The sequence below is a fragment of the Streptomyces sp. SP17BM10 genome (assembly GCF_036322405.1).
In the GTDB taxonomy this organism is placed as follows: Bacteria; Actinomycetota; Actinomycetes; order Streptomycetales; family Streptomycetaceae; genus Kitasatospora.
This window is the reverse complement of sequence record NZ_JAQYXB010000212.1, coordinates 1-23,134: the sequence shown is the minus strand read 5'-3', so window position 1 is coordinate 23,134 and position 23,134 is coordinate 1. Positions and strand designations below refer to the sequence as shown.

At 73.6% G+C, this 23,134-nt stretch carries 13 protein-coding genes and 1 rRNA gene; 3 read left to right on the top strand and 11 right to left on the bottom strand.

The window, feature by feature from the left end:
- Window positions 1-4,658, top strand: a 4,658-nt coding sequence (locus PUR71_RS00830; RefSeq protein WP_329924328.1) for an ATP-dependent helicase, incomplete at its 5' end; no start/stop codon positions are given.
- A gap of 76 nt (window positions 4,659-4,734) precedes the next feature.
- Here PUR71_RS00830 and PUR71_RS00825 read toward each other — a convergent pair.
- The 9 genes from PUR71_RS00825 to PUR71_RS00785 form a co-directional block, all read right to left on the bottom strand.
- A complete protein-coding gene (locus PUR71_RS00825) occupies window positions 4,735-5,028 on the bottom strand; it encodes a hypothetical protein (RefSeq protein ID WP_329924327.1) in 294 nt (97 codons plus the stop codon).
- A gap of 72 nt (window positions 5,029-5,100) precedes the next feature.
- Window positions 5,101-5,469, bottom strand: coding sequence for a helix-turn-helix domain-containing protein (locus PUR71_RS00820; protein ID WP_329924326.1), 369 nt, complete (start codon window positions 5,467-5,469; stop codon window positions 5,101-5,103).
- 354 nt (window positions 5,470-5,823) lie between these two features.
- Window positions 5,824-6,285: a CinA family protein gene (locus PUR71_RS00815; RefSeq protein ID WP_329924331.1), complete on the bottom strand. Its 462-nt coding sequence runs from the start codon at window positions 6,283-6,285 to the stop codon at window positions 5,824-5,826.
- A gap of 58 nt (window positions 6,286-6,343) precedes the next feature.
- Window positions 6,344-6,982 (bottom strand): CDP-diacylglycerol--glycerol-3-phosphate 3-phosphatidyltransferase, encoded by a 639-nt coding sequence (gene pgsA / locus PUR71_RS00810; protein ID WP_329924325.1) that lies wholly within the window; start codon window positions 6,980-6,982, stop codon window positions 6,344-6,346.
- Window positions 6,979-8,472 carry a 30S ribosomal protein S12 methylthiotransferase RimO gene (rimO, locus tag PUR71_RS00805; RefSeq protein ID WP_329924324.1) on the bottom strand — a complete coding sequence of 498 codons (1,494 nt, stop codon included), beginning with the start codon at window positions 8,470-8,472 and terminating at the stop codon, window positions 6,979-6,981. The genes pgsA and rimO overlap by 4 nt, the downstream gene beginning before the upstream one ends.
- A gap of 97 nt (window positions 8,473-8,569) precedes the next feature.
- Complete coding sequence (locus tag PUR71_RS00800; RefSeq protein WP_329924323.1) at window positions 8,570-9,427, bottom strand: helix-turn-helix domain-containing protein; 858 nt, start codon at window positions 9,425-9,427, stop codon at window positions 8,570-8,572.
- Between the two features lie 278 nt (window positions 9,428-9,705).
- On the bottom strand, window positions 9,706-12,402 hold the full coding sequence (locus tag PUR71_RS00795) for an FtsK/SpoIIIE family DNA translocase (protein ID WP_329924322.1): 2,697 nt from the start codon (window positions 12,400-12,402) through the stop codon (window positions 9,706-9,708).
- 154 nt (window positions 12,403-12,556) lie between these two features.
- Entirely contained in the window at window positions 12,557-13,195 is a 639-nt protein-coding gene (locus PUR71_RS00790; protein WP_329924330.1) for a response regulator, read from the bottom strand.
- A gap of 320 nt (window positions 13,196-13,515) precedes the next feature.
- The gene (locus PUR71_RS00785) at window positions 13,516-18,033 is read right to left on the bottom strand and encodes a HAMP domain-containing protein (RefSeq protein ID WP_443077311.1); all 4,518 of its coding nucleotides are present in this window, start codon (window positions 18,031-18,033) and stop codon (window positions 13,516-13,518) included.
- A gap of 574 nt (window positions 18,034-18,607) precedes the next feature.
- Here PUR71_RS00785 and PUR71_RS00780 point away from each other — a divergent pair.
- Entirely contained in the window at window positions 18,608-21,169 is a 2,562-nt protein-coding gene (locus tag PUR71_RS00780; protein ID WP_329924321.1) for a SpoIIE family protein phosphatase, read from the top strand.
- A gap of 369 nt (window positions 21,170-21,538) precedes the next feature.
- On the top strand, window positions 21,539-22,102 hold the full coding sequence (locus PUR71_RS00775) for an acetate uptake transporter (protein ID WP_329924320.1): 564 nt from the start codon (window positions 21,539-21,541) through the stop codon (window positions 22,100-22,102).
- Here PUR71_RS00775 and PUR71_RS00770 read toward each other — a convergent pair.
- Both PUR71_RS00770 and rrf read right to left on the bottom strand, forming a co-directional pair.
- Window positions 22,095-22,940 (bottom strand): phosphatase PAP2 family protein, encoded by an 846-nt coding sequence (locus PUR71_RS00770; RefSeq protein ID WP_329924319.1) that lies wholly within the window; start codon window positions 22,938-22,940, stop codon window positions 22,095-22,097. The genes PUR71_RS00775 and PUR71_RS00770 overlap by 8 nt on opposite strands.
- A gap of 62 nt (window positions 22,941-23,002) precedes the next feature.
- Window positions 23,003-23,119: ribosomal RNA gene (rrf, locus tag PUR71_RS00765) — 5S ribosomal RNA — on the bottom strand.
- Between the last annotated feature and the right edge of the window lie 15 nt (window positions 23,120-23,134).

Below are 23,134 nucleotides of genomic sequence, written 5' to 3'. Positions count from 1 at the left end.
CGCTCGCCGGGTTCGCCCCGGCCACCCGGGCCTGGTTCACCGGCGCCTTCCCCGCGCCCACCACCGCCCAGGCCGAGGCCTGGCGCGCCATCGGGCGGGGGACGGACGTCCTGGTGGTCGCCCCCACCGGCTCCGGCAAGACGCTCGCCGCGTTCCTCTCCGCCCTGGACCGGCTCAGCAGCACCCCGGCCCCGGCCGAGACCAAGCGCCGCTGCCGGGTCCTCTACGTGTCGCCGCTCAAGGCCCTCGCCGTGGACGTCGAGCGCAACCTCCGCGCCCCCCTGACCGGGCTCCACCAGGCCGCCGTCCGGCTCGGCCTGCCCGAACCGGACGTCCAGGTCGCCATCCGCTCCGGCGACACCCCCGCCGCCGACCGCCGCCGCTTCGCGACGCACCCGCCGGACATCCTGATCACCACCCCCGAGTCGCTCTTCCTGCTGCTCACCTCCGCCTCCCGGGAGGCGCTGCGCGGCATCGACACGGTGATCCTCGACGAGGTCCACGCGGTCGCCGGCACCAAGCGCGGCGCGCACCTCGCGCTCAGCCTGGAGCGGCTGGACGAGTTGCTGGAGCGCCCGGCCCGCCGGATCGGCCTGTCCGCCACCGTCCGTCCGGTCGAGGAGGTGGCCCGCTTCCTCAGCCCGCAGCGCGGCGCCGTCGTCGTCCAGCCCGCCGCCGCCAAGGAGTTCGACCTCTCGGTCGTCGTCCCCGTCCCCGACCTGGACGACCTGCCCGCCGCCCCCGCCACCGGCGGCTCCTCCGACGACGACCCGCAGCGTCAGACCTCGATCTGGCCGCACGTCGAGGAGCGGATCGTCGACCTCGTCCAGGCGCACCGCTCGACGATCGTCTTCGCCAACTCCCGCCGCCTCGCCGAGCGCCTGTGCAACCGGCTGAACGAGATCGCCCACGAGCGCGCCACCGGCGCCGCCGCCCCCGAGGCGCACGCCCCGGCCCAGCTGATGGGCGGCTCCGGCGCGGCCAGGGGCGTCCCGCCGGTCCTCGCGCGGGCCCACCACGGCTCTGTCTCCAAAGAACAGCGGTCCCTGGTCGAGGAGGAGCTGAAGGCCGGCCGGCTGCCCGCCGTGGTCGCCACCTCCAGCCTGGAACTGGGCATCGACATGGGCGCCGTCGAACTGGTCGTCCAGGTCGAGTCCCCGCCCTCGGTCGCCTCCGGCCTCCAGCGGGTCGGCCGGGCCGGCCACCAGGTCGGGGCCGTCTCCACCGGCGTCTTCTTCCCCAAGTACCGCGGGGACCTCGTCCAGTCCGCCGTGGTCACCGAACGCATGCGGGCCGGCCGGATCGAGGCCCTGCGCGTCCCGCGCAACCCGCTGGACGTGCTCGCCCAGCAGCTCGTCGCCATGACGGCGCTGGACACCTGGCCGGTGGACGACCTGCTCGCCGTGGTCCGCCGCGCCGCGCCGTTCGCCACGCTCCCGCAGTCCGCCTTCGACGCCGTGCTCGACATGCTCGCCGGCCGCTACCCCTCGGACGCCTTCGCCGAGCTGCGCCCCCGCCTGGTCTGGGACCGCGTCGCCGGCACCGTCACCGGCCGCCCCGGCGCCCAGCGCCTGGCCGTGACCTCCGGCGGCACCATCCCCGACCGCGGCCTGTTCGGCGTCTTCATCGCCGGCACGGACCCGAAGAAGGGCGGTGGCCGCGTCGGGGAGCTCGACGAGGAGATGGTCTACGAGTCCCGCGTGGGGGACGTCTTCACCCTGGGCACCACGTCCTGGCGGATCGAGGACATCACCCACGACAAGGTCCTCGTCACGCCCGCCCCCGGCATCCCCGGCCGGCTCCCGTTCTGGAAGGGCGACGCCCTCGGCCGCCCGCTCGAACTCGGCCGCGCCCTCGGTGCGTTCACCCGCGAACTGGGCGCGCTCGACCCGGCGGCCGCCACCGAACGCCTCAAGCGGGCCGGCCTCGACGACTGGGCCGCCGGGAACCTCCTCGACTACCTCGCCGAACAGCGCACCGCCTGCGGCCACCTCCCGGACGACCGCACGATCGTCGTCGAACGCTTCCGCGACGAACTCGGCGACTGGCGGATCGTCATCCACTCCCCCTTCGGCGCCCAGGTGCACGCCCCCTGGGCCCTCGCCCTCGGCGCCCGGCTGCGCGAGAAGCACGGCCTGGACCCACAGGTCATGCACGCGGACGACGGCATCGTGCTCCGCCTGCCCGACGCCGACCTGCTCTCCCCCGACTTCGACTTCGCCGGTCCTTCCGAACGCTCCGCCGCGGACGAGGCCCCGGTCGGCGCCGACGCCGCCCTCTTCGACCCCGGTGAGATCGAGCGGCTCGTCACCGACCAGGTCGGCGGCTCCGCCCTGTTCGCCTCCCGCTTCCGCGAGTGCGCCGGCCGCGCCCTCCTGCTCCCCCGGCGCAACCCCGGCCGCCGCACCCCGCTCTGGCAGCAGCGCCAGCGCGCCGCCCAACTGCTCGAAGTCGCCTCCGAGTACGGCTCCTTCCCGATCGTCCTGGAGGCCGTCCGCGAGTGCCTCCAGGACGTCTTCGACGTGCCCGGCCTGGTCGAGCTGATGGGCGACCTCGAATCCCGCGCCGTCCGCCTGGTCGAGGTCACCACCCCCGAGCCCTCCCCCTTCGCCCGTTCCCTGCTCTTCGGCTACGTGGCCCAGTTCCTCTACGAGGGCGACTCCCCGCTCGCCGAGCGCCGCGCCGCGGCCCTGGCGCTCGACTCCCGGCTGCTGTCCGAACTCCTCGGCCAGGCCGAACTGCGCGAACTGCTCGACCCGCAGGTGCTCGCCGACCTGGAGGCCGAGCTCCAGCGCCTCACCCCCGAGCGCAGGATCAAGGACGCCGAGGGCGTCGCCGACGCGCTGCGCCTGCTCGGCCCGCTCGCCGAGGCGGAGCTCACCGCCCGCGGCGCCGAGCCGCTCTGGGCCCTGGAGCTGGAGGCCGCCCGCCGGGTCATCCAGGTGCGGATCGCCGGCGAGCAGCGCTGGGCCGCCATCGAAGACGCCGGACGGCTGCGCGACGCCCTCGGCACCCCGCTGCCCGTCGGCGTCCCCGAGGCCTTCACCGAGCCGGTCAAGGACCCCCTGGGCGACCTCCTGGCCCGGCACGCCCGCACCCACGGCCCGTTCACCGCCGCCGAGGCCGCCGCCCGCCTCGGCCTCGGCACCGCCGTCGTCACCGGCGTCCTGCACCGCCTCACCGCCACCGGCCGCCTCGTCCAGGGCGAGTTCAGGCCCGTCGAGGGCCACACCGCCGCCGTCGAGTGGTGCGACGCCGAAGTCCTGCGCCGCCTGCGCCGCCGCTCCCTGGCCGCCCTGCGCCAGGAGGTCGAGCCCGTCCCGCCGCGCGCCCTGGCCGCCTTCCTCCCCCAGTGGCAGCACCTCGCCGGCCACCGCCTGCGCGGCCCGGACGGCCTGCTCCGGGTGGTCGAACAGCTCCAGGGCACCGCCCTGCCCGCCTCCGCCTTGGAGAAGCTGGTCCTCCCGGCCCGCCTCGCCGACTACGCCCCCGGCCTCCTGGACGAACTCATGGCGGCCGGCGAGCTCGGCTGGTGCGGCGCCGGCGCCCTGCCCGGCAAGGACGGCTGGATCAGCCTCCACCTGGCCGAGAACGCCCACCTGCTGCGCCCGGAGCCCGTCCCGCCCGCCGTCACCCCGCTGCACGGCGCCCTGATGACCGCCCTCACCGGCGGCTACGGCCTCTTCTTCCGCCAGCTGGTCGAGCGGCTGCGTGCGGAGGGCGACGAGACCCCCGAGCCGGAGGTCGTCGAGGCCCTGTGGGACCTCGTCTGGGCCGGCTACGTCAGCAACGACACCCTCGCCCCGCTGCGCGCCCTGCTCGGCTCCGGCCGGACGGCGGGCGCCACCGCCCACCGCGCGCCCAGGGCCACCCCCCGCGGCCGCTACGGCGGCGCCGGCCGCGCCTTCGGCCGGGCCGGCGGCACCCTGCGCGGCGGCCCGCCGACGGTGGCCGGCCGCTGGTCGCTGCTGCCCGCCCCGGCCGCCGACCCGACGGTCCGGGCCACCGCCCAGGCGCAGGCCCTGCTGGACCGCCACGGCCTGCTGACCCGGGGCACGGTGGCGGCCGAGCGGGTGCCGGGCGGCTTCGCCGGGGTGTACCGGGTGCTCGCCGCGATGGAGGAGCGCGGGCGCACCCGCCGCGGCTACTTCGTCGAGGGCCTCGGCGGCGCCCAGTTCGCGATGGAGGGCGCGGCCGACCGGCTGCGGTCGGTCAACGGCCGCCTGGAGCGCACCCGGGGCGCCGAGTGGCCGGCCGGCCCCGCCGCCGAGCCGCCGCAGGTGCTGGTGCTCGCCGCCGCCGATCCGGCGAACGCGTACGGCGCCGCGCTGCCCTGGCCCGAGCCCCCGACGGTGCCCGGCGCCAAGGTGGCTGGGCACCGCCCCGGCCGCAAGGCGGGCGCCCTCGTGGTGCTGGTGGACGGCGAGCTCGCCCTCTACGTCGAGCGGGGCGGAAAGTCGCTGCTGGCCTGGCCGCAGGACGCGGCCACCCGGGCGCTCGCGGCCGCCGCCCTCGCCGGTGCCGTCCGGGACGGCGCGCTCGGAAGCGTCACCGTCGAACGGGCCAACGGCGAGCCCGCCCTCGGCTCGGCGCTCGGCGCGGCCCTGGAGGAGGCGGGCTTCCACGCCACCCCGCGCGGGCTGCGCCTGCGTCCGTGAGCACCGGGCCGGCCCCCGCGCCCGGGAACGCCGAAGGCCGCGGAGTCAACGACCCCGCGGCCTTCCCGCACGCTTCTCACCCGATCGGGGGCGTCGGCGCCTCCGCCCGGCCCACGGCCCCGCCCGCCCTGCGGCGGACCGGTCCGGTCGCGCTCCGGTCCGCGTGGACCGGGATCAGACCGAGCCCCCAGCCGCCGGCCGCGAGCAGGCCGAGCACCGCACCGTCGGCCAGCTGCCCCGGGACCACCAGGAGCCACCAGAGCAACCCGGCCGCCAGGGCCACCAGGACCCGGCGGGCCGGCCACGGCACCAGGCGCCGCAGCAGCGGCCGTATTCGGGCCACCGGGTGCGCCGTCGCGTCTCTCCGCACGACCGCCCTCCTTCGCTCGCCCCCGGGCCCTTCTCCTGCGTCGGACAGGCGTGCCGGGGATCGAGGCCGGGATCAGGCGGCGACCACGTCCATCGCGGCGGACTTGGGCGACATGGTCGCCCGGTCGGCGCCGGGGGCGGGCAGCGGTACCGGTTCGAGCACCGGCCTCAGCAGATCACCTTCGGAGAGGGTGGCCATCGCCGCAAGTTCGGCGAGCGACAGTTCGTCGCTGACCTCGCGCATGACCTCGGACATCCGGACGTCGAGCGCGTCGCAGATGGCGGAGAGCAGCTCGGACGAGGCCTCCTTCTGTCCCCGCTCGACCTCGGAGAGGTAACCGAGCGAAACCCTGGCGGCCGCCGACACCTCGCGGAGTGTGCGGCCCTGGCGCTGGCGCTGCCGACGCAGTACATCGCCCAGTAGGCGACGGAGCAGGATCATCGGTGCCTCCCTCCTCGGACTGCGGATCGAGATGTCACGCCCCCACCGTACCGCCTTGCCCGCTTCGCGTGCGGGGACCCTGGTCGTGTTCACTCTGGGCTGCAAGGCTGTCCCCCTCCTCGTTCCGGTGTCGTACCCGGGTCCGCGGGCCCCTCGTGGTACCCCTCGCGGGCCGCCCGGCCACCGTCACGCAACTCGTTCGCCACCTGGTTTCTGCCCAACCAGGCTGTCGGATGTAACACGATCCTCCAGCCGTACCGTCCCCGCACGCCACTTCGGGCGGATCCGGCCGACGGGGATCACGACAAGACGGGGACCACGACGAACGGGAGCCCCGGGCCGCGGTCCTCCGGGTCAGGCCGGCAGCCGGCCGACGAGCAGTTCCAGCGCGGCGGTCACGGCCCCGTGACGGATTGTGGCACGGTCCCCGGACAGCCGGGGCGAACTGACCAGAGTTCCCCCCGGACCGGCGACCGCCAGGTGTACGGTGCCCACCGGCTGCCCGTCCTGCGGCTCCGGCCCGGCCACCCCGGTCGTCGCGAGCCCGTACGTCGCCCCCAGCAGCCGCCGCACGCCCTCGGCCATCTGCCGGGCCACCACCGGGTGCACCGGCCCGTGAACGTCGAGCAGGCCCTCGTCCACCCCGAGCACCGAGGCCTTCAGCTCGGTCGCGTACGCCGTCACCGAGCCCCGGAAGGTCGCGGACGCCCCGGGGACGTCGACCAGCGCCGCCGCCAGCAGCCCGCCGGTCAGCGACTCCGCGACGGCCACCGTGCCGCGCCCGCCGCGCAGCGCCGCGTGCGCCCGCGCGGCCAGCGCGTAGTCCGCGGTCCCGTGCTCCGCCGTCCCGTGGTCCGTCACCAGGCCCCCTCGTTCACCGGCCCGCGCGGTCCGCGGCCGTTCCCTCGCGGCGCAGGCGCAGCGCCTGCCCGATGTAGTCCAGCGCGGTGCCGATGGTCAGCAGCACCGCCAGGCCCATCAGCACGGCCCGCGCGGTGGCGAGCCAGCCGGTCAGCTCCAGCACGTACATGCCGACCGCGATGCCCTGGGTCAGCGTCTTGAGCTTGCCGCCCCGGCTGGCCGGGATGACGCCGTAGCGGATCACCCAGAAGCGCATCAGCGTGATGCCGAGCTCGCGGGCGAGGATCACCGCGGTGACCCACCAGGGCAGGTCACCGAGGACCGACAGGCCGATCAGCGCCGCGCCCATGATCGCCTTGTCGGCGATCGGGTCGGCGATCTTGCCGAAGTCGGTGACCAGGCCCTTGCGCCGGGCGATCTCGCCGTCGAACAGGTCGGTGATCATCGCGATGGCGAAGGAGGCCCAGGCCACCGAGCGCCACTTGGGGTCGTGCCCGCCCTCGGCGAAGAGCAGCGCCACGAAGACCGGCACCAGCAGCAGCCGGAGCATCGTGAGCATGTTGGCGATGTTCCAGACGGTCGGCGCCGGCGGCGGCGCGGCGGCCGGTCTGTCCGGGTGGGCCGCGGCCGGGGCGCCGGGCCCCTTGGTCATTCCCCGGCTCCCGGGGCCTGCCGGACCCGCACCTGCTCCAGGGCCTCGGCGATCAGGTCGACGCCCTCGCTGGCCACCACCCGGGCCCGCCAGAACTGGCCGACCTTCGGGTCCTCGACGCCGGTGAGGGTGGTCAGGCCGTCCGTCTCGGGAGCCTGGTGGCCGGCGCGGCCCTCGACCACGTCGTCCTCGACCGACTCGATCAGGACCTCGACCTCGGTACCGATCCGCTGCTCGGCACGCTGCGCGGTCATCTCCTCGGCGAGCCGGCTGAGCCGGTCCAGCCGGTCGGCGACCACGTCCTCGGCCAGCTTGCCGTCGTAGGTCGCCGCCTCGGTGCCGTCCTCGTCCGAGTAGCCGAAGACGCCGATCGCGTCGAGCCCGGCGTGCGTGACGAAGCGCTCCAGCTCGGCGAAGTCCTCCTCGGTCTCGCCGGGGAAGCCGACGATGAAGTTGGAGCGGGCGCCGGCCTGCGGGGCCTTGTCCCGGATGGTCTTCAGGAGCTCCAGGAACTGGTCGGTGGAGCCGAAGCGGCGCATCCGGCGCAGCACCGCGGGCGCCGAGTGCTGGAAGGACAGGTCGAAGTAGGGCAGGACGTCGGCGGTGCCGGTCATCGCGTCGATCAGGCCGGGGCGCATCTCGGCCGGCTGCAGGTAGGACACCCGGACGCGCTCGACGCCGTCGATCTCCGCGATCTCGCCGAGCAGCGTCTCCAGCAGGCGGATGTCGCCGAGGTCCTTGCCGTACGAGGTGTTGTTCTCGCTGACCAGGACGACCTCGCGGACGCCCTGCTCGGCCAGCCACTTGGCCTCGTTCAGGACGTCGGAGGGGCGGCGGGAGATGAACGAGCCGCGGAAGGCCGGGATGGCGCAGAAGGAGCAGCGGCGGTCGCAGCCGGAGGCGAGCTTGACCGAGGCGACCGGGCTGTCGTCCAGGCGCTTGCGCAGGGTGCGCGGGCCGGAGGCGGGCGCGAGGCCTTCGGGCAGGTCGTCGATCGGCTCGGCCGGGGCCTCGGCGGGCCCGTGGCCGGGCAGCGCGACGCTCTCGGCGGCGGACTGCCGCTCCGCCGGGCTGATCGGCAGCAGCTTGCGGCGGTCGCGCGGCAGGTGCGGGGCGTGGTGGCCGCCGGAGAGGATGGTCTGGAGGCGGTCGGAGATGTCGGCGTAGTCGTCGAAGCCGAGGACCCCGTCGGCCTCGGGCAGCGCGTCGGCGAGCTCCTTGCCGTAGCGCTCGGCCATGCATCCGACCGCGACGACGGCCTGGGTGCGGCCGTGCCCCTTGAGGTCGTTGGCCTCCAGCAGGGCGTCGACGGAGTCCTTCTTGGCGGCCTCGACGAACCCGCAGGTGTTGACGACGGCCACGTCGGCTTCGGCGGCGTCGTCGACCAGCGACCAGCCGTCGGCCTCCAGTCGCCCGGCGAGTTCCTCGGAGTCCACCTCGTTGCGGGCGCATCCGAGCGTGACAAGGGCGACAGTACGGCGTTCAGGCATAGGCCCAAGATTAACGCGCGGCTCCCGGTGCCGTTCGCCCCGGAGGCCGCGCGCCTCGACAACCCGATCTTCTGCGGGCCCCGGCCGGTGCCGGTGGTCAGCCCGCCTGCGGGTCTCCGGGGGTGTACGTGACGTGCACCACCTGGCCGTCCTTGCCGAGCAGACCGAGGTCCTTGCCGTTGACGTACGCGTGCACGGCCCCGCCGTTGCCGAGCACCAGCTTGATCTGCTTGGGGTCGGTGAAGGTCTGGTCCTGGCCGTCGCTGATGTTGTTCTGGAACAGCGATTTGCCGTTGCCGTCTATGGCCGAGACCCAGCTGGTGCCCTCGGCGACCAGCTTCACGGTGACCTTGTCGGCCGGGACGGCCGCGATCGCCGCCGCGCTCGGCGCGGGCGCCGGGGGCTGCACGGAGGGCGAGGGCGCGGGGGCGATGGAGCCGGTGCCGGTGCCGCTGGGCAGCGGCGCGCTGGCGGAGCCGGTACCGGTGTGGCCGCCCTTGCCGCTCACCAGGTTGAAGCCGATCAGCGCGACCACCGCGACGATCGCGGCGACCATGGCGGCGGTCCAGTTGGGCCGGCCGCGCGAGGGCACCTTGATCGGGCCGCTCTCGATCAGCTGGGTGGGCCGCTTGGAGGCCGGCGAGCCGCCGTGCGCGGCGTCGTAGCGGGCCACCAGGGCCTCGCCGTCCACGCCGACCTCGCGGGCGATCGCGCGGATGTGCCCGCGGGCGTAGAAGTCGCCGCCGCAGCGGCCGAAATCGTCCTCCTCGATGGCGTGCACGATCGGCACCCGGACACGGGTGGCCGTACTGACCTGATCCACCGTGAGTCCGGCCTCCAGCCTGGCGGCGGACAGCACCCGGCCGATGCTCGGGGCATCGGCCGCCTGCACCGCGTCGCTCGGCTCTGCGGACGACGGGGCGTTCTCGCGGTCGGGGGACTTGCCGATGGTCACGGGGCACGCCTTTCGAGCGGATGGCCACCTGCTGGGGAACAGTCTAGGGGCGTGGACGGGTCGATTCTCAAGCGGAACAGGCCCGAATGCGCGCACCCGCCCCGGGTCGGGGAGGGGCCCCGCCGACGGTCGGCCGACGGGGTCACGCAGGGGGAGCACGGTGATCGCTTTCCGGCCATTGACGCGGTGTGCGGACGTTCGGTTCCCGCTCCCGCGCCTACCCTCCTCCGAACGAGTGACACCTCGTCCGGGACGGCCGGTTCGGGGCGCACGGTCCGTCAGCCGCGCAGGGTCACCAGCACCCCGTCGAGCTCGTCCGGCTTCACCAGGACGTCGCGCGCCTTGGAGCCCTCGCTCGGGCCGACGATCCCGCGCGACTCCATCAGGTCCATCAGCCGGCCCGCCTTGGCGAAGCCGACCCGGAGCTTGCGCTGGAGCATCGAGGTCGAGCCGAACTGGGTGGAGACCACCAGCTCCGCGGCCTGGATCAGCAGGTCGAGGTCGTCGCCGATCTCCTCGTCGATCTCCTTCTTCGGCCCGCCGCCGACCACGACGTCGTCCCGGTAGCGGGCGGCCAGCTGGTCCTTGCAGTGCTGCACCACCGCAGCGATCTCGGCCTCGGTGACGAACGCGCCCTGCATGCGGATCGGCTTGCCGGCGCCCATCGGCAGGAAGAGCGCGTCGCCCTTGCCGATCAGCTTCTCGGCGCCGGGCTGGTCCAGGATGACCCGCGAGTCGGCCATCGCGGAGGTCGCGAAGGCCAGCCGGGACGGCACGTTGGCCTTGATCAGACCGGTCACGACGTCCACCGAGGGCCGCTGGGTGGCGAGCACCAGGTGGATGCCGGCCGCGCGGGCCAGCTGGGTGATCCGGACCACCGAGTCCTCGACGTCGCGCGGCGCGACCATCATCAGGTCGGCCAGCTCGTCGACGATCACCAGCAGGTACGGGTAGGGCGTCAGTTCGCGCTCGCTGCCGAGCGGCGGGGTGACCTTCCCGGCGCGCACGGCCGCGTTGAAGTCGTCGACGTGCCGGAAGCCGAACGCCGCGAGGTCGTCGTAGCGCATGTCCATCTCGCGCACCACCCATTGGAGGGCCTCGGCGGCCTTCTTGGGGTTGGTGATGATCGGCGTGATCAGGTGCGGGATTCCCTCGTAGGCGGTCAGCTCGACCCGCTTGGGGTCGACGAGCACCATCCGCACCTCGTCCGGGGTGGCCCGGGCGAGGATCGAGGTGATCAGGCAGTTGATGCACGAGGACTTGCCCGCGCCGGTCGCGCCGGCCACCAGGATGTGCGGCATCTTCGCGAGGTTGGCCATCACGGTGTGGCCCTCGACGTCCTTGCCCATGCCGACGACCATCGGGTGGGTGTCCTCGGCCGCCGTGCGCGAGCGCAGCAGGTCGCCGAGGTTGACCATCTCGCGGTCCCGGTTGGGGATCTCGATGCCGACCGCGGACTTGCCCGGGATCGGGCTGATGATCCGCACGTCCGGGCTGGCCACCGCGTAGGCGATGTTCTTGGCGAGCGCGGTGATCCGCTCCACCTTGACGGCCGGGCCGAGCTCGACCTCGTAGCGGGTGACCGTCGGGCCCCGGGTGAAGCCGGTGACCTTGGCGTCCACCTTGAACTCGGCGAAGGTGCTCGTGAGCTGGGCCACCACCTCGTCGTTGAGGGCGCTGCGGGGCTTGGCCGGACCGCCGCGCTCCAGCAGGTCGAGCGGGGGCAGGCTGTAGGTGATGTCGCCGGAGAGCTGGAGCTGCTCCATCCGCACCGGGGCGCGGCCGTGCTCCTCGGGTGCGCCGGGGCCGCCGCCGCGGGCCGCCGGGACGAGGGGCTCCTCCGCCGGAGCGGTGCGGTCCTGCACCTGGTGCATCATGTCCGCCACCGCGGATGAGGCGGGCACGCCGTAGACCAGCGCGCCGTCCAGGTCGGCGGCGGCGCCCGCGGCGAGGTTGCGGGTGGTGAACGGGTCGTCGGAGGCGTCGCCGGCGGCCGCGGTGTCCTTGGTGAACGAGACGGGCTCGTGGGGCGCCTCGTCGTCCCCGGGCTGCGGCTTGCGCCGGCGGCGGCGTCGGCGGGCGGCCACCTCGTCGGCGAGGTCCTCGGAGTCGACGGTGAACGGCAGCGCCGAGGGGTCGGCGTCCTCCGGCGGTTCGGTGGACAGGTCGCGCTCCGGCGCACGCCCCTCGTCGTGCTCGTCGCCCGGCCCCGGCTCGACCACGCCGAGCCGCACGCCGGCCGCACGCAACCGCTCGGGGATGCGGTTGACCGGGGTGGCGGTGACCACCAGCAGGCCGAAGAAGGCCAGCAGCAGGAGCAGCGGCACGGCGAGCGCCGCGCCCGCGGCGGCCATCATCGGCGTCGACGCGGCCCAGCCGATGATGCCGCCCGCCGCCCTTATCCGGGACGCGCCGCTGCCCATCGTGGGCGCGCCGCAGCCGATGTGGACCAGGCCGAGGACGCCGACCACCAGCGCGCTCAGGCCGATCACGATCCGCCCGTTGGCCTCCGGCAGCTCCGGGTGGCGCCAGAGCCGGACCGCGATCCCGACCAGCAGGAACGGCACCAGCACGTCGAGCCGGCCGAACAACCCGGACACCACGGCGGTGGCCGCCTCACCGAGCCAGCCCTGCGGGCTGAACCAGGTACCCGCGGCCGTCACCAGGCCGAGCGCGAACAGCACGAGGCCCAGCCCGTCCTTGCGGTGGGCCGGGTGGAGGTTCTTGGCGCCGTCGCCGACGCCCCGGAAGATCGCGGCGATCGGGCTCGCGAGTCCGTTGAGCGCGCGCAGGACTATCGACCTGTTCGCCGGCGGCGGTGGCGGGGCCGACCTGGCCGCCGCCTTCTTGGCGGGGGCCTTGCGGGGCGCCGCCGCCCTCTTCACCGGCGGTTTGCCCGGGGCCTTCGCCGCGGCCTTCTTGGACGGTCCCGGACTCGTCTTACGTGCTGCGTTTCCGGGCGTACGAGTGGCCATGGGTCAGCAGCCTACCGGTGCGGGCCACCGGTGCACATGCGGTGAGCCGGGGCGCCCCGACGTGTCGCAGACACTCCGTCACGCTGACCGGATTTCACCCGGACGCCCGCGCGGTCCACCCGGTCGGGCCGGCCGGCACGGCTCCCGAGCGCCGTTACGGACTGCCCGGCCGCAGCGCGTCCAGGGCCCGGCGCAGCCCGGCCAGCTTCCGCTCCAGGTGCGCCGCGGTGGCGGCCACCCCGGCGTCGGCATTGCCGTCCAACTGCTTGCCCAGCGCCTCCGCCTGCTCCTCGACCGCCGCCAGCCGCGCCGACAGCTCGCCCAGCAGCGCCCCGCCGAGGGCCGGCTCGCCGCCGCCCGCCTCCAGTTGCAGCCGCAGCAGCGCGGCCTGCTCCTTCAGCTGGCAGTTCTTGACGTACAGGTCGACGAAGACGGAGACCTTGGCGCGCAGCACCCACGGGTCGAAGGGCTTGGAGATGTAGTCGACCGCGCCGGCCGCGTAGCCGCGGAAGGTGTGGTGCGGACCGTGGTTGATCGCGGTGAGGAAGATGATCGGGATGTCCCGGGTGCGCTCGCGGCGCTTGATGTGGGCGGCGGTCTCGAAGCCGTCCATGCCCGGCATCTGGACGTCCAGCAGGATCACGGCGAAGTCGTCGGTCAGCAGCGCCTTGAGCGCCTCCTCGCCGGACGCCGCGCGCACCAGCGTCTGGTCGAGCGCCGACAGGATCGCCTCCAGCGCCAGCAGGTTCTCCGGCCGGTCGTCGACCAGGAGGATCTTCGCCTTCTGCATCAGGGCCCGCCCTCCTGTCGCCTGCCTGCCCGGTGAGGGCACTCGCGTACTGCCCACCGCTACCCCGGTCATGCTAGCCGCACCCCCTCGCCCGGCACATCGCTGCGTCGCGACCCGGTTCGGCAGGGCGCGCGGCCGGTGCTCCGGCGCACGCTCAGCAGCGTGTCGCCGTCCGCTCACTGTTCGCAACGCTCGGTGACCCTACCGGGTTCCAGGCCCTCCCCGCCAGCAAACCGACCGCCGGCCCGGCGCGCACCCCGGAGTCCGCCTCCCGGTGCGCGCCCCGCCGCCCGCGTCCCCCTTGGGCGACGGGCCCTGGGGCCCTAGGACCGGTCGGGCCGCAGCCACTCGTGCATCACCGCCAGCAGGTGGTCGGTCTCCACCGGCTTGGTGATGTGGTCGGTGGCACCCGCCGCGAGGGACTTCTCGCGGTCGCCCTTCATCGCCTTGGCGGTCAGCGCGATGATCGGCAGGCCGGCGAACTGGGGCATCCGGCGGATCGCCTCGGTGGTCGCGTAGCCGTCCATCTCCGGCATCATGATGTCCATCAGGACCAGCGCGACGTGCTCGTGCTGCTCCAGCATCTCGATGCCCTCGCGGCCGTTCTCGGCGTACAGGACGGTCAGGCCGTGCTGCTCCAGGACGCTGGTGAGGGCGAACACGTTGCGGACGTCGTCGTCGACGATCAGCACCTGCTGGCCGCCGAAGCGCGCGTCGGTGCGCCCGGGGCGCAGCGGCACGGGCTCCACCGGGCGGCCCTCGGCGTGGAGGTCCAGGGCGGCGGTGCGACGGCGCTCCACGGCGCCGCGGCGGCGCTCCTCGGCGAGTTCGCGGACCTCCTGGGCCCAGTGGTCGGCCGGGTTCTCGCCCACCGGGACGGGCACGCCCACCGGGGTCACGCCGACGGTCGCCCGCAGCACCGGGGTACTGGGCACGGCCGCCACCGCGGCGCGCTCGGCGGGCGGGGTGTCCGAGTCCTCGGTGCGCAGCGGCAGGTAGAGCGTGAACGTCGAGCCCTTGCCGAACTCGCTCTCGGCGTGGATCTCGCCGCCGAGCAGCCGGGCGATCTCCCGGCTGATGGACAGGCCGAGGCCGGTGCCGCCGTACTTGCGGCTGGTGGTGCCGTCGGCCTGCTTGAACGCCTCGAAGATCTCCCGCAGCTTGTTGCCGGGGATGCCGATGCCGGTGTCGGAGACGGCGAAGGCGATCAGCGGGTCGTCCGGGTCCTTGATCGAGCCGGACTCCAGCAACTGCTCGCGCACGTGCTGGGGCACGTCCGGCCCGGCCGGGCTGATCGAGAAGTCGACGGCGCCCGCGTCGGTGAACTTCACCGCGTTGGAGATCAGGTTGCGCAGCACCTGCTGGAGCCGCTGCTCGTCGGTGTGCAGGGTGACCGGCAGCGCGGGCGAGACCCGGACGGCGAAGTCCAGGTTCTTGTCGAGCGCGACCGGCTGGAAGGTGGCCTCGACGTAGTCGACCAGCTGGACGAGGGCGATCCGGCTCGGGCGGACGTCCATCTTGCCGGCCTCGACCTTGGACAGGTCGAGGATGTCGTTGATCAGCTGGAGCAGGTCGGAGCCGGCGCCGTGGATGGTGTCGGCGAACTCGACCTGCTTGGGCGAGAGGTTGCCCTCGTTGTTGTCGGAGAGCAGCTTGGCCAGGATCAGCAGCGAGTTGAGGGGGGTGCGCAGCTCGTGCGACATGTTGGCGAGGAACTCGCTCTTGTACCGGGAGGCCAGGGCGAGCTGTTCGGCGCGCTCCTCCAGGACCTGGCGGGCCTCCTCGATCTCGCTGTTCTTGATCTCGATGTCGCGGTTCTGCTGGGCGAGTTGCTCGGCCTTCTCCTGCAACTCCTCGTTGGTGCGCTCCAGTTCCTCCTGGCGCGCCTCCAACTCGGCGGACCGCATCGAGAGTTCGGCGGTGAGTCGCTGGGACTCAAGCAGGAGGCCCTCGGTCTTGGTGTTGACGCTGATGGTGTTGACGGTGACGCCGATCAGGTCGGCGATCTGGTTGAGGAAGTCGAGCGCGACGGTCGTGAACGAGCTGAAGGTGGCGAGTTCGATCACGCCGAGCAGCCGGCCCTCGAACAGCACCGGCAGCACCACGATGTGGGCCGGCGAGGCCTCGCCGAGGCCCGAGGCGATCTTGAGGTACCCGGGCGGCGCCTCCTTGAGGATGATCGCCCGCTTCTCCACCGCGGCTTGGCCGATCAGCGACTCGCCGGGGCGGAAGGTGGTCGGCATCGCGCGCCGCTGGTAGCCGTAGCTGCCGATCAGGCGCAGCACGGTGTCGTTCTCGTCGTCGTCCTCGGTGATCAGCTCGGCGGTGCGGCCGGCCGGCTGGGCGAGGAAGAACGCGCCGTGCTGGGCGGAGACGACCGGGGTGAGCTCGGTCATGATCAGCGAGGCGACGGCCTCCAGGTCCCGGCGGCCCTGGAGCAGACCGGAGATCCGGGCCAGGTTGGTCTTGAGCCAGTCCTGCTCCTGGTTGGTGCGGGTGGTCTCGCGCAGGTTGGCGATCATCTGGTTGATGTTGTCCTTGAGCTCGTCGAGCTCCCCGGCGGCGTCGACGTCGATCCGCAGGCTCAGGTCGCCCCTGGTCACGGCGGTGGCGACCTGCGCGATCGCGCGCACCTGCCGGGTCAGGTTGTTGGCCAGCTCGTTCACCGACTCGGTGAGGTCCTGCCAGGTGCCGTCCACCCCGGGCACCCGGGCCTGGCCGCCGAGGCGGCCGTCGGTGCCGACCTCGCGGGCGACGCGGGTGACCTCGTCGGCGAACGCGGACAGCTGGTCGACCATCGTGTTGATGCTGGTCTTGAGCTGCAGGATCTCGCCGCGCGCGTCGACGTCGATCTTCTGCGACAGGTCGCCGCGGGCCACCGCCGTGATCACCAGCGCGATGTTGCGGACCTGGCCGGTGAGGTTGTTGGCCATCAGGTTGACGTTGTCGGTCAGGTCCTTCCAGATGCCGGCCACGCCGGGCACGCTCGCCTGGCCGCCCAGGGTGCCGTCGGTGCCGACCTCGCGGGCGACCCTCGTCACCTCGACGGCGAAGGACGAGAGCTGGTCGACCATCGTGTTGAGCGTCCCGGCGAGCGTCGCGATCTCGCCCTGCGCGTCGATGGTGATCTTCTTGGAGAGGTCGCCGCGGGCCACCGCCGAGGCGACCTCGGCGATGTTGCGCACCTGCCCGGTCAGGTTGGACGCCATGAAGTTGACGTTGTCGGTCAGGTCCTTCCAGATGCCCGACACCCCGCGCACCCGGGCCTGGCCGCCCAGGATCCCCTCGGTGCCCACCTCGCGGGCGACGCGGGTGACCTCGTCGGCGAAGGCCGACAGCTGGTCCACCATCGTGTTGACGGTCGTCACCAGCTCCAGGATCTCGCCCCGGGCGTCGACGGTGATCTTCTTCGAGACGTCGCCGCGCGCCACCGCGGTGGTCACCTCGGCGATGTTGCGCACCTGGCTGGTCAGGTTGTTGGCCATCAGGTTGACGGAGTTGGTCAGGTCCTTCCAGGTCCCGGACACCCCCGGCACACTCGCCTGGCCGCCGAGGATGCCCTCGGTGCCGACGTCCCGGGCGACGCGGGTGACCTCGTCCGCGAAGGCCGACAGCTGGTCCACCATCGTGTTGATGGTGTTCTTCAGCTCCAGGATCTCCCCGCGCGCGTCCACCTGGATCTTCTGCGACAGGTCGCCCTTGGCGACCGCGGTCGTCACCTGGGCGATGTTGCGCACCTGATCGGTGAGGTTGTTCGCCATGAAGTTGACGTTGTCGGTCAGGTCGCGCCACACGCCCGCCGCGCCGGGCACCTGCGCCTGACCGCCGAGGCGGCCCTCGGTGCCCACCTGGCGGGCCACCCTGGTCACCTGCTCGGCGAAGCCGGACAGCTGGTCCACCATCGTGTTGATGGTGTTCTTCAGCTCCAGCATCTCGCCGCGCGCGTCCACCTCGATCTTCTGCGAGAGGTCCCCGCGCGCCACCGCCGTCGTCACCTGGGCGATGTTGCGCACCTGGCCGGTCAGGTTGTCGGCCATGAAGTTCACCGAGTCGGTCAGGTCCCGCCAGACCCCGGCCACGCCCGGCACCTGCGCCTGACCGCCGAGGCGGCCCTCGGTGCCGACGTCCCGGGCGACCCTCGTCACCTGCGCCGCGAAGCCGTTGAGCTGGTCCACCATCGTGTTGACGGTGTTCTTCAGCTCCAGCATCTCGCCGGCCACCTCGACGGTGACCTTCCGGGACAGGTCGCCCTTGGCCACCGCCGTCGTCACCTGGGCGATGTTGCGCACCTGCGCCGTCAGCCGCCCGGCCATCGTGTTGACGGAGTCCGCCAGGTCCTTCCAACTGCCCGACACGCTGCGGACCTTGGCCTGGCCGCCCAGCTTGCCCTCGGTGCCCACCTCGCGGGCCACCCGGGTCACCTCGTCGGTGAACTCCGAGAGCTGGTCCACCAGCCCGTTGACCGTCCGCCCGATCTTCAGGTACTCGCCGCGCAGCGGGTGGCTCACCCCGTTGCTGTGCAGCGAGCGCAGCTCCATCTTCTGGTCCAGGTCGCCCTCGGCGATCGAGGTCAGCACCCGGCCCACCTCGGCCATCGGGCGGGCCAGGTCGTCGATCAGCGCGTTGCAGTTGTCGACGGCGGCCATCCAGGCGCCCTCGCCCGCACCCGTCTCCAGCCGCTCGTTCAGCCGGCCCTCGCGGCCCACCGCCCGCCGCACCCGGGCCAGTTCACCGGTCAGGTGCTGGTTGCGCTCGGCCACCTCGTTGAACACCGCGGCGATCTCCGCCAGCGGCCCGTCCCCCGGCACCGTCAGCCGGCGCCGGAAGTTGCCGTCGCGCATCGCCGTCAGCGCCGACAGCAGCTTGCGCAGCTCCGCCGGTTCCGCGCCCCGGCCGTGGTTCACCCGTCGGCCGGCCGCGGTCCGCGGCGCGGCCCCGGGGCGAGCACCGCGCTGGGCGGCCTGCGTCGTACCGGTTGCGTCCTTGGTGGCCGAACTCAACGGGCCCCTCCCACATCGTGAACTGTCCGGTGGCCGTCCGCGCCCCGGCGGACCGGGGCCCGGGCACCGCCCCGGCTTGGGCTGCACACCGGCCGCACCTCACGACGCACCGGCACCCGCATCGACCGTACTGCCCCGACCGACCGTCGCGGACCCCCCAGTCTGGCAGCACCGGCCCCGGGTATACGGCCGGTTGCACACGGTTGTTACCGCCTCTCCCGAAACGCGTGGGCAGAATCACCCTCTGGTGCCCGTTTCGACGCCCCGCCCCCACGGGGAACCAAGCGGAAAGTAGGGTGGAGCGCTGCACCGGGCCACGACCCGCCCCAGCACCGCCGCCCACCGCCGGCGCGTACCGGGAGTCGGGGCCGCACCCGGACAGCCAGGGCAAGAGCAGCAGAGGAGAAGTGGCAACGTGGTCACCGCGCGCGCAGCCGCCACCTTCGACCCCGACGGCCGGTCCGCGGCCGCCGCCCGGGGCTTCGTCCGGGACGCGCTGCTCGGCTGGGGGCTGCCGGAGGTCGTCGACGACGCCGTCGTCCTGGTCAGCGAACTCGTCACCAACGCCGTCGTGCACGCCGGCACCGCCGCCGAGGTCGGCTGCCTGCGTGAGGAGGGCACCGTCCGGATCGAGGTCACCGACCACCACCCCGAACGCGGCCTGCCCGCCTTCACCGACGGCCCCGTCACCGCCTCGGACCGCTACGCCGACCCCGACGGCGAGGGCGGCCGCGGCCTGCTGATGTGCTCGGCCCTCGCCGAACGCTGGGGCGTCGAGTACTCGGCCGGCCGCAAGACCGTCTGGTTCCGCCTCGCCCTGCCCGTCCCCGTCGCCGGCACCCGCTACGCCGTCCCCGCCAGCCCCGGCAGTGACCTGCCCAGCGGCCCCGGCCCGGTGCACGTCGCCGTCGTCCAGCTCGACGACGACGGCCGCGTCCTCGCCTGGAACCCGGACGCCGAGGCCCTCTTCCAGCACCCCGCCGACACCGTCCTCGGCCGCCCCTGGGCCGACCTCGCCGTCTGGCCCGACACCCCCGCCCGCGGCCTCGGCCTCGCCGAGACCCTGCGCCTCGCCCGCTGGGAGGGCGGCTTCGCCGTCCGCCGCGCCGACGGCCGCACCGAGGAGGTGTACGGCGTCCAGGTCCGCGTCCGCGACACCGAGGGCGTCCCGTCCACGCTCTGCCTGCTCGTCCTCGAGACCGACCGCGCCGTCCTGCGCTCCCCCGCCCGCACGCTGCCCGGCGACCGCCCCGACCCGACCGGCCCCCGGCTCGACCTGCTGGCCGGCCCGGTCGCCACCGACGACCTCGACACCCTGCTCCAGCGCACCGTCGAACGCGCCCGCGACCTGCTCGACGCCGACGCCGCCTACCTGCTCCTCACCACCGAGGACGAGACCGAGTTCGAAGTCCGCGCCGCCACCGGCCTCACCACCGGCCACCGCCGCCACAGCCGCTTCCCGGTCGGCCACGGCAACCGCTACGACTCCGCCCGGCTGCCCACCGTCCACGACGACCTGACCGCCCGTCCGGCCGGCCTCCCCCTCCTCGACGGCAGCGGCATGCGCTCCCTGGTCACCGTCCCGCTCAAGGTCGAGGGCCGGCTGATCGGCTCCCTCGGCATCGCCACCGCCGCCCCCGGCCGCTACGACAACGAGGACGCGCTGCGCCTGCAGTTCGCCGCCGACCGGGTCGCCCTCGCCGTCGAGAGCACCCGCCTCACCGAGCTCGAACGACTGCGCCGCGGCTCGCTCTCCTTCCTCGTGGAGGCCTCCGACCTGCTCGCCGGCACCCTCGAACACGAGCAGACCCTCGCCCTGATGGCCCAGATGGCCGTCCCCACCCTCGCCTCCTGGTGCGCCGTCTACACCAAGGGCGACAACGGCGCCGTGCCCAACCTCGCCTTCGTCCTGCACGAGGACGAGGACCGCATCGACGCCCTGCGCGGCCTGCTCGACAAGACCCCCGTGCCCGACCCCGGCCCCGCCAACAGCGCCCGGTTCTGGCCCGCGCCCACCGAGACCGCCGCCGCCGGCGGACTCACCGACAGCCCCGAACTCGCGGGCGTGCTCGGCGAGACCGTCGTCCTGCCGCTCACCGCCCGCAACCGCGTCATCGGCCTGCTCGCCCTCGGCACCCCGACCGGCATCCGCTTCCGCCAGGAGATCCTCGAACTCGCCGAGGACCTCTCCCGCCGGGCCGCCCTCGCACTCGACAACTCCCGCCTGTACTCCGAGCGCACCGCGACCAGCCAGGCCCTCCAACGCAGCCTCCTGCCGCCGGACCTGCCCGAGATCCCCGGCGTCGAGGTGGACGTCTACTACCAGGCCGCCGGCGAGGGCAACGAGGTCGGCGGCGACTTCTACGACCTGTTCACCATCCGCGAGGGGACGTACGGCTTCGCCATCGGAGACGTCTGCGGCACCGGCCCCGAGGCCGCCTCCGTCACCGGGCTGGCCCGCCACTCGCTGCGCCTGCTCGCCCGCGAGGGCCTGGACGCCCCGCAGGTCCTCACCCGGCTCAACGCCGCCATCCTGGACGAGGGTTCGCGCAGCCGCTTCCTCACCCTGCTCTACGGCGAACTGACGCCCCGCCCGGACGGCAGCACCGAGCTGTCGCTGGTCTGCGCCGGCCACCCGCTACCGCTGCGACTGCGCACCGACGGCCAGGTCGACCGCGCCGCCACCCCGCAGCCCCTGCTCGGTGTCATGGACGACCTCGACCTCACCGCCGAGCACCTCGTGCTCGCCCCCGGCGAGGTCCTGCTCTGCGTCACCGACGGCGTCACCGAACGCCGCGAGGGCAGCCGGATGCTGGGCGACGACGGCCTCGCCGAGGTCCTCACCGGCTGCACCGGCCTCACCGCCGGAGCCGTCGCCATGCGCGTGCAGCGCGCCGTCGAGCGCTTCGCCCCGGAGCCGCCGTCCGACGACATGGCGATCCTGACGCTGCGGGTGCCCGCCCAGCGCGCCGGTTGAGCCCGGCTCGCCCCACCGGCCGGGTAGGCGTCGGGTAGGCGCCGGAGCGGACGCCGCCGGGCTCCCTCCACTGAGCAGATCTGCCCCGGCCCGGCCCGCCCGGCGGCCGATCCTGAGCGTTCCACAGCTGACGGCGCCACAAATTGTGCGATTCACAAGGGTACAAGCCTGGTCGGCCCGGGTACACCGACCTCAGCGGGGACTTCCCCGGAACATCCGGCCCTCGGCCCACCACCTCTGACCGCAGCCCGCGCACGCTCCTGCCGTGCGCCCTCGGCGCGGTCGCGCGCACCTCTCGCAACCACTCCTTCGGACCAACCCACTGCGTTGACTGCGCCCTGCGCGCGCCCAGAGTGAAAGGAGCCTCCGGTGAGCAACGACGCCTCCGGGGCAACGACCGCACGTCCCACCGGAGCCGACGCGGGTAACCTCGGCTACCTCGCACTCGGCCTCACACTTCTCGCCTACGGCCTGCTCTCGACCGGGATCCTCAAGGGCACCGGCGCCGGGGACGCGGCCCACCTCGCCCACGTCGTCGGCGGCATCACCCTGTTCGTCGCGGGCCTCTGGCAGCTCCGCGTCGGCGAGGGCTTCACCGGCACCGCCTTCACCGGCCTCGGCGCCTTCTGGGCGACCTGGTCGGTGGCCGGCGGCGCGAGCAAGAACGCCGCCGGGCTGTTCCTGCTGCTGTGGGCCCTGCTCGCCCTCACCCTCACCGCGGCCGGCTGGGGCGCGGGCCTGTACAGCCGCGCCGTCTACGGCCTGCTGACGCTGTCCCTGCTGGTCGCCGCCGTCGGCGCGTTCGGCAGCCATGGCAGCCTCACCAAGCTCGCGGGCTGGATCGCGGCGCTCTCCGGGCTCATCGCCTGGTACGGGGCCACGGCCAAGCTGAGCAACGGCAAGTGGGGTCGGATCGCGCTGCCGCTCAAGTGACCTGCCCGGTCCGCGAACCGGACCCGCTGCGGGGCCGGTTCTCCGTCGAGACGGAGGACCGGCCCCGCCGGCGTGCCCCCAGCGCCAGGACGGCGTACGCGAAGAGCAGGATCGTCACGGCGACGATGCCGTCCGCCCAGAAGTGGTTGGCGGTCACGACGACCACCGCCACCGTCAGGACGGGGTGCAGCAACATCAGCCAGCGAAGCGGGCTCCGCGCCACGTGGATCACCGCGACCGCCGCCAGCACGCACCACGCCACGTGCACCGACGGCATCGCGGACAGCTGGTCCGCCACCACCATGCCGCCGACCGCACCCCCGTACACGGACTGCCCGTACTCCGCGGCCACGTCGACGAAACCGTTCCCCGGGAGCATCCGCGGCGGTGCCACCGGGATGAACTGGACCAGGAGGCAGACCGCGGTGGTGATCACGACGGTGTTCCGCACCCAGGCGTACCGCTCGCGGTGCCGCAGGAACACCCAGAGCAGCACGACCAGCATGACGCCGAAGTGCATGACCGCGTAGTAGTAGTTCGCCAGCCGCACCAGCACCGGGTACGGCGTGATCGCCGCCTGCCACGACGCCTCGTCCGGCAACCCGACCGCCAGCTCCGTCCGGTGGATCCAGTCGGCCCGGTCCAGCGCGTGGTCCGCGCTCATCACGGACAGGTGCCCCACCAGCTGCCACAGCGCGAACAGGGCCAGCAAAGTGCCGGCCTCCCGCAGGAGCGCCGACAGGGACGGCTTCCGGACCCTCGCGGCGATGTACGCGCCGCCGTAGAGAACGACGGCGATGCCCCCGGCGGACTGCCAGGTCAGGGTCAGGTTCTGCATTCGCAGAGGGTAACGCAAAAAGACCCACTCCCGGATCGGGAGTGGGTCTTTTCGGAATGATTGTTCGGCGGCGTCCTACTCTCCCACAGGGTCCCCCCTGCAGTACCATCGGCGCTGTGAGGCTTAGCTTCCGGGTTCGGAATGTAACCGGGCGTTTCCCTCACGCTATGACCACCGAAACACTATGAAACTGT

Excerpts from the sequence above, each read along its gene's own strand:
- PUR71_RS00820 (WP_329924326.1), bottom strand. The coding sequence starts at position 5,469 with ATGATCCTGCTCCGTCGCCTACTGGGCGATGTACTGCGTCGGCAGCGC.
- pgsA (WP_329924325.1), bottom strand. The coding sequence starts at position 6,982 with ATGACCAAGGGGCCCGGCGCCCCGGCCGCGGCCCACCCGGACAGACCG.
- rimO (WP_329924324.1), bottom strand. The coding sequence starts at position 8,472 with ATGCCTGAACGCCGTACTGTCGCCCTTGTCACGCTCGGATGCGCCCGC.
- PUR71_RS00795 (WP_329924322.1), bottom strand. The coding sequence starts at position 12,402 with ATGGCCACTCGTACGCCCGGAAACGCAGCACGTAAGACGAGTCCGGGA.
- PUR71_RS00785 (WP_443077311.1), bottom strand. The coding sequence starts at position 18,033 with ATGCGCGACGGCAACTTCCGGCGCCGGCTGACGGTGCCGGGGGACGGG.
- PUR71_RS00770 (WP_329924319.1), bottom strand. The coding sequence starts at position 22,940 with ATGCAGAACCTGACCCTGACCTGGCAGTCCGCCGGGGGCATCGCCGTC.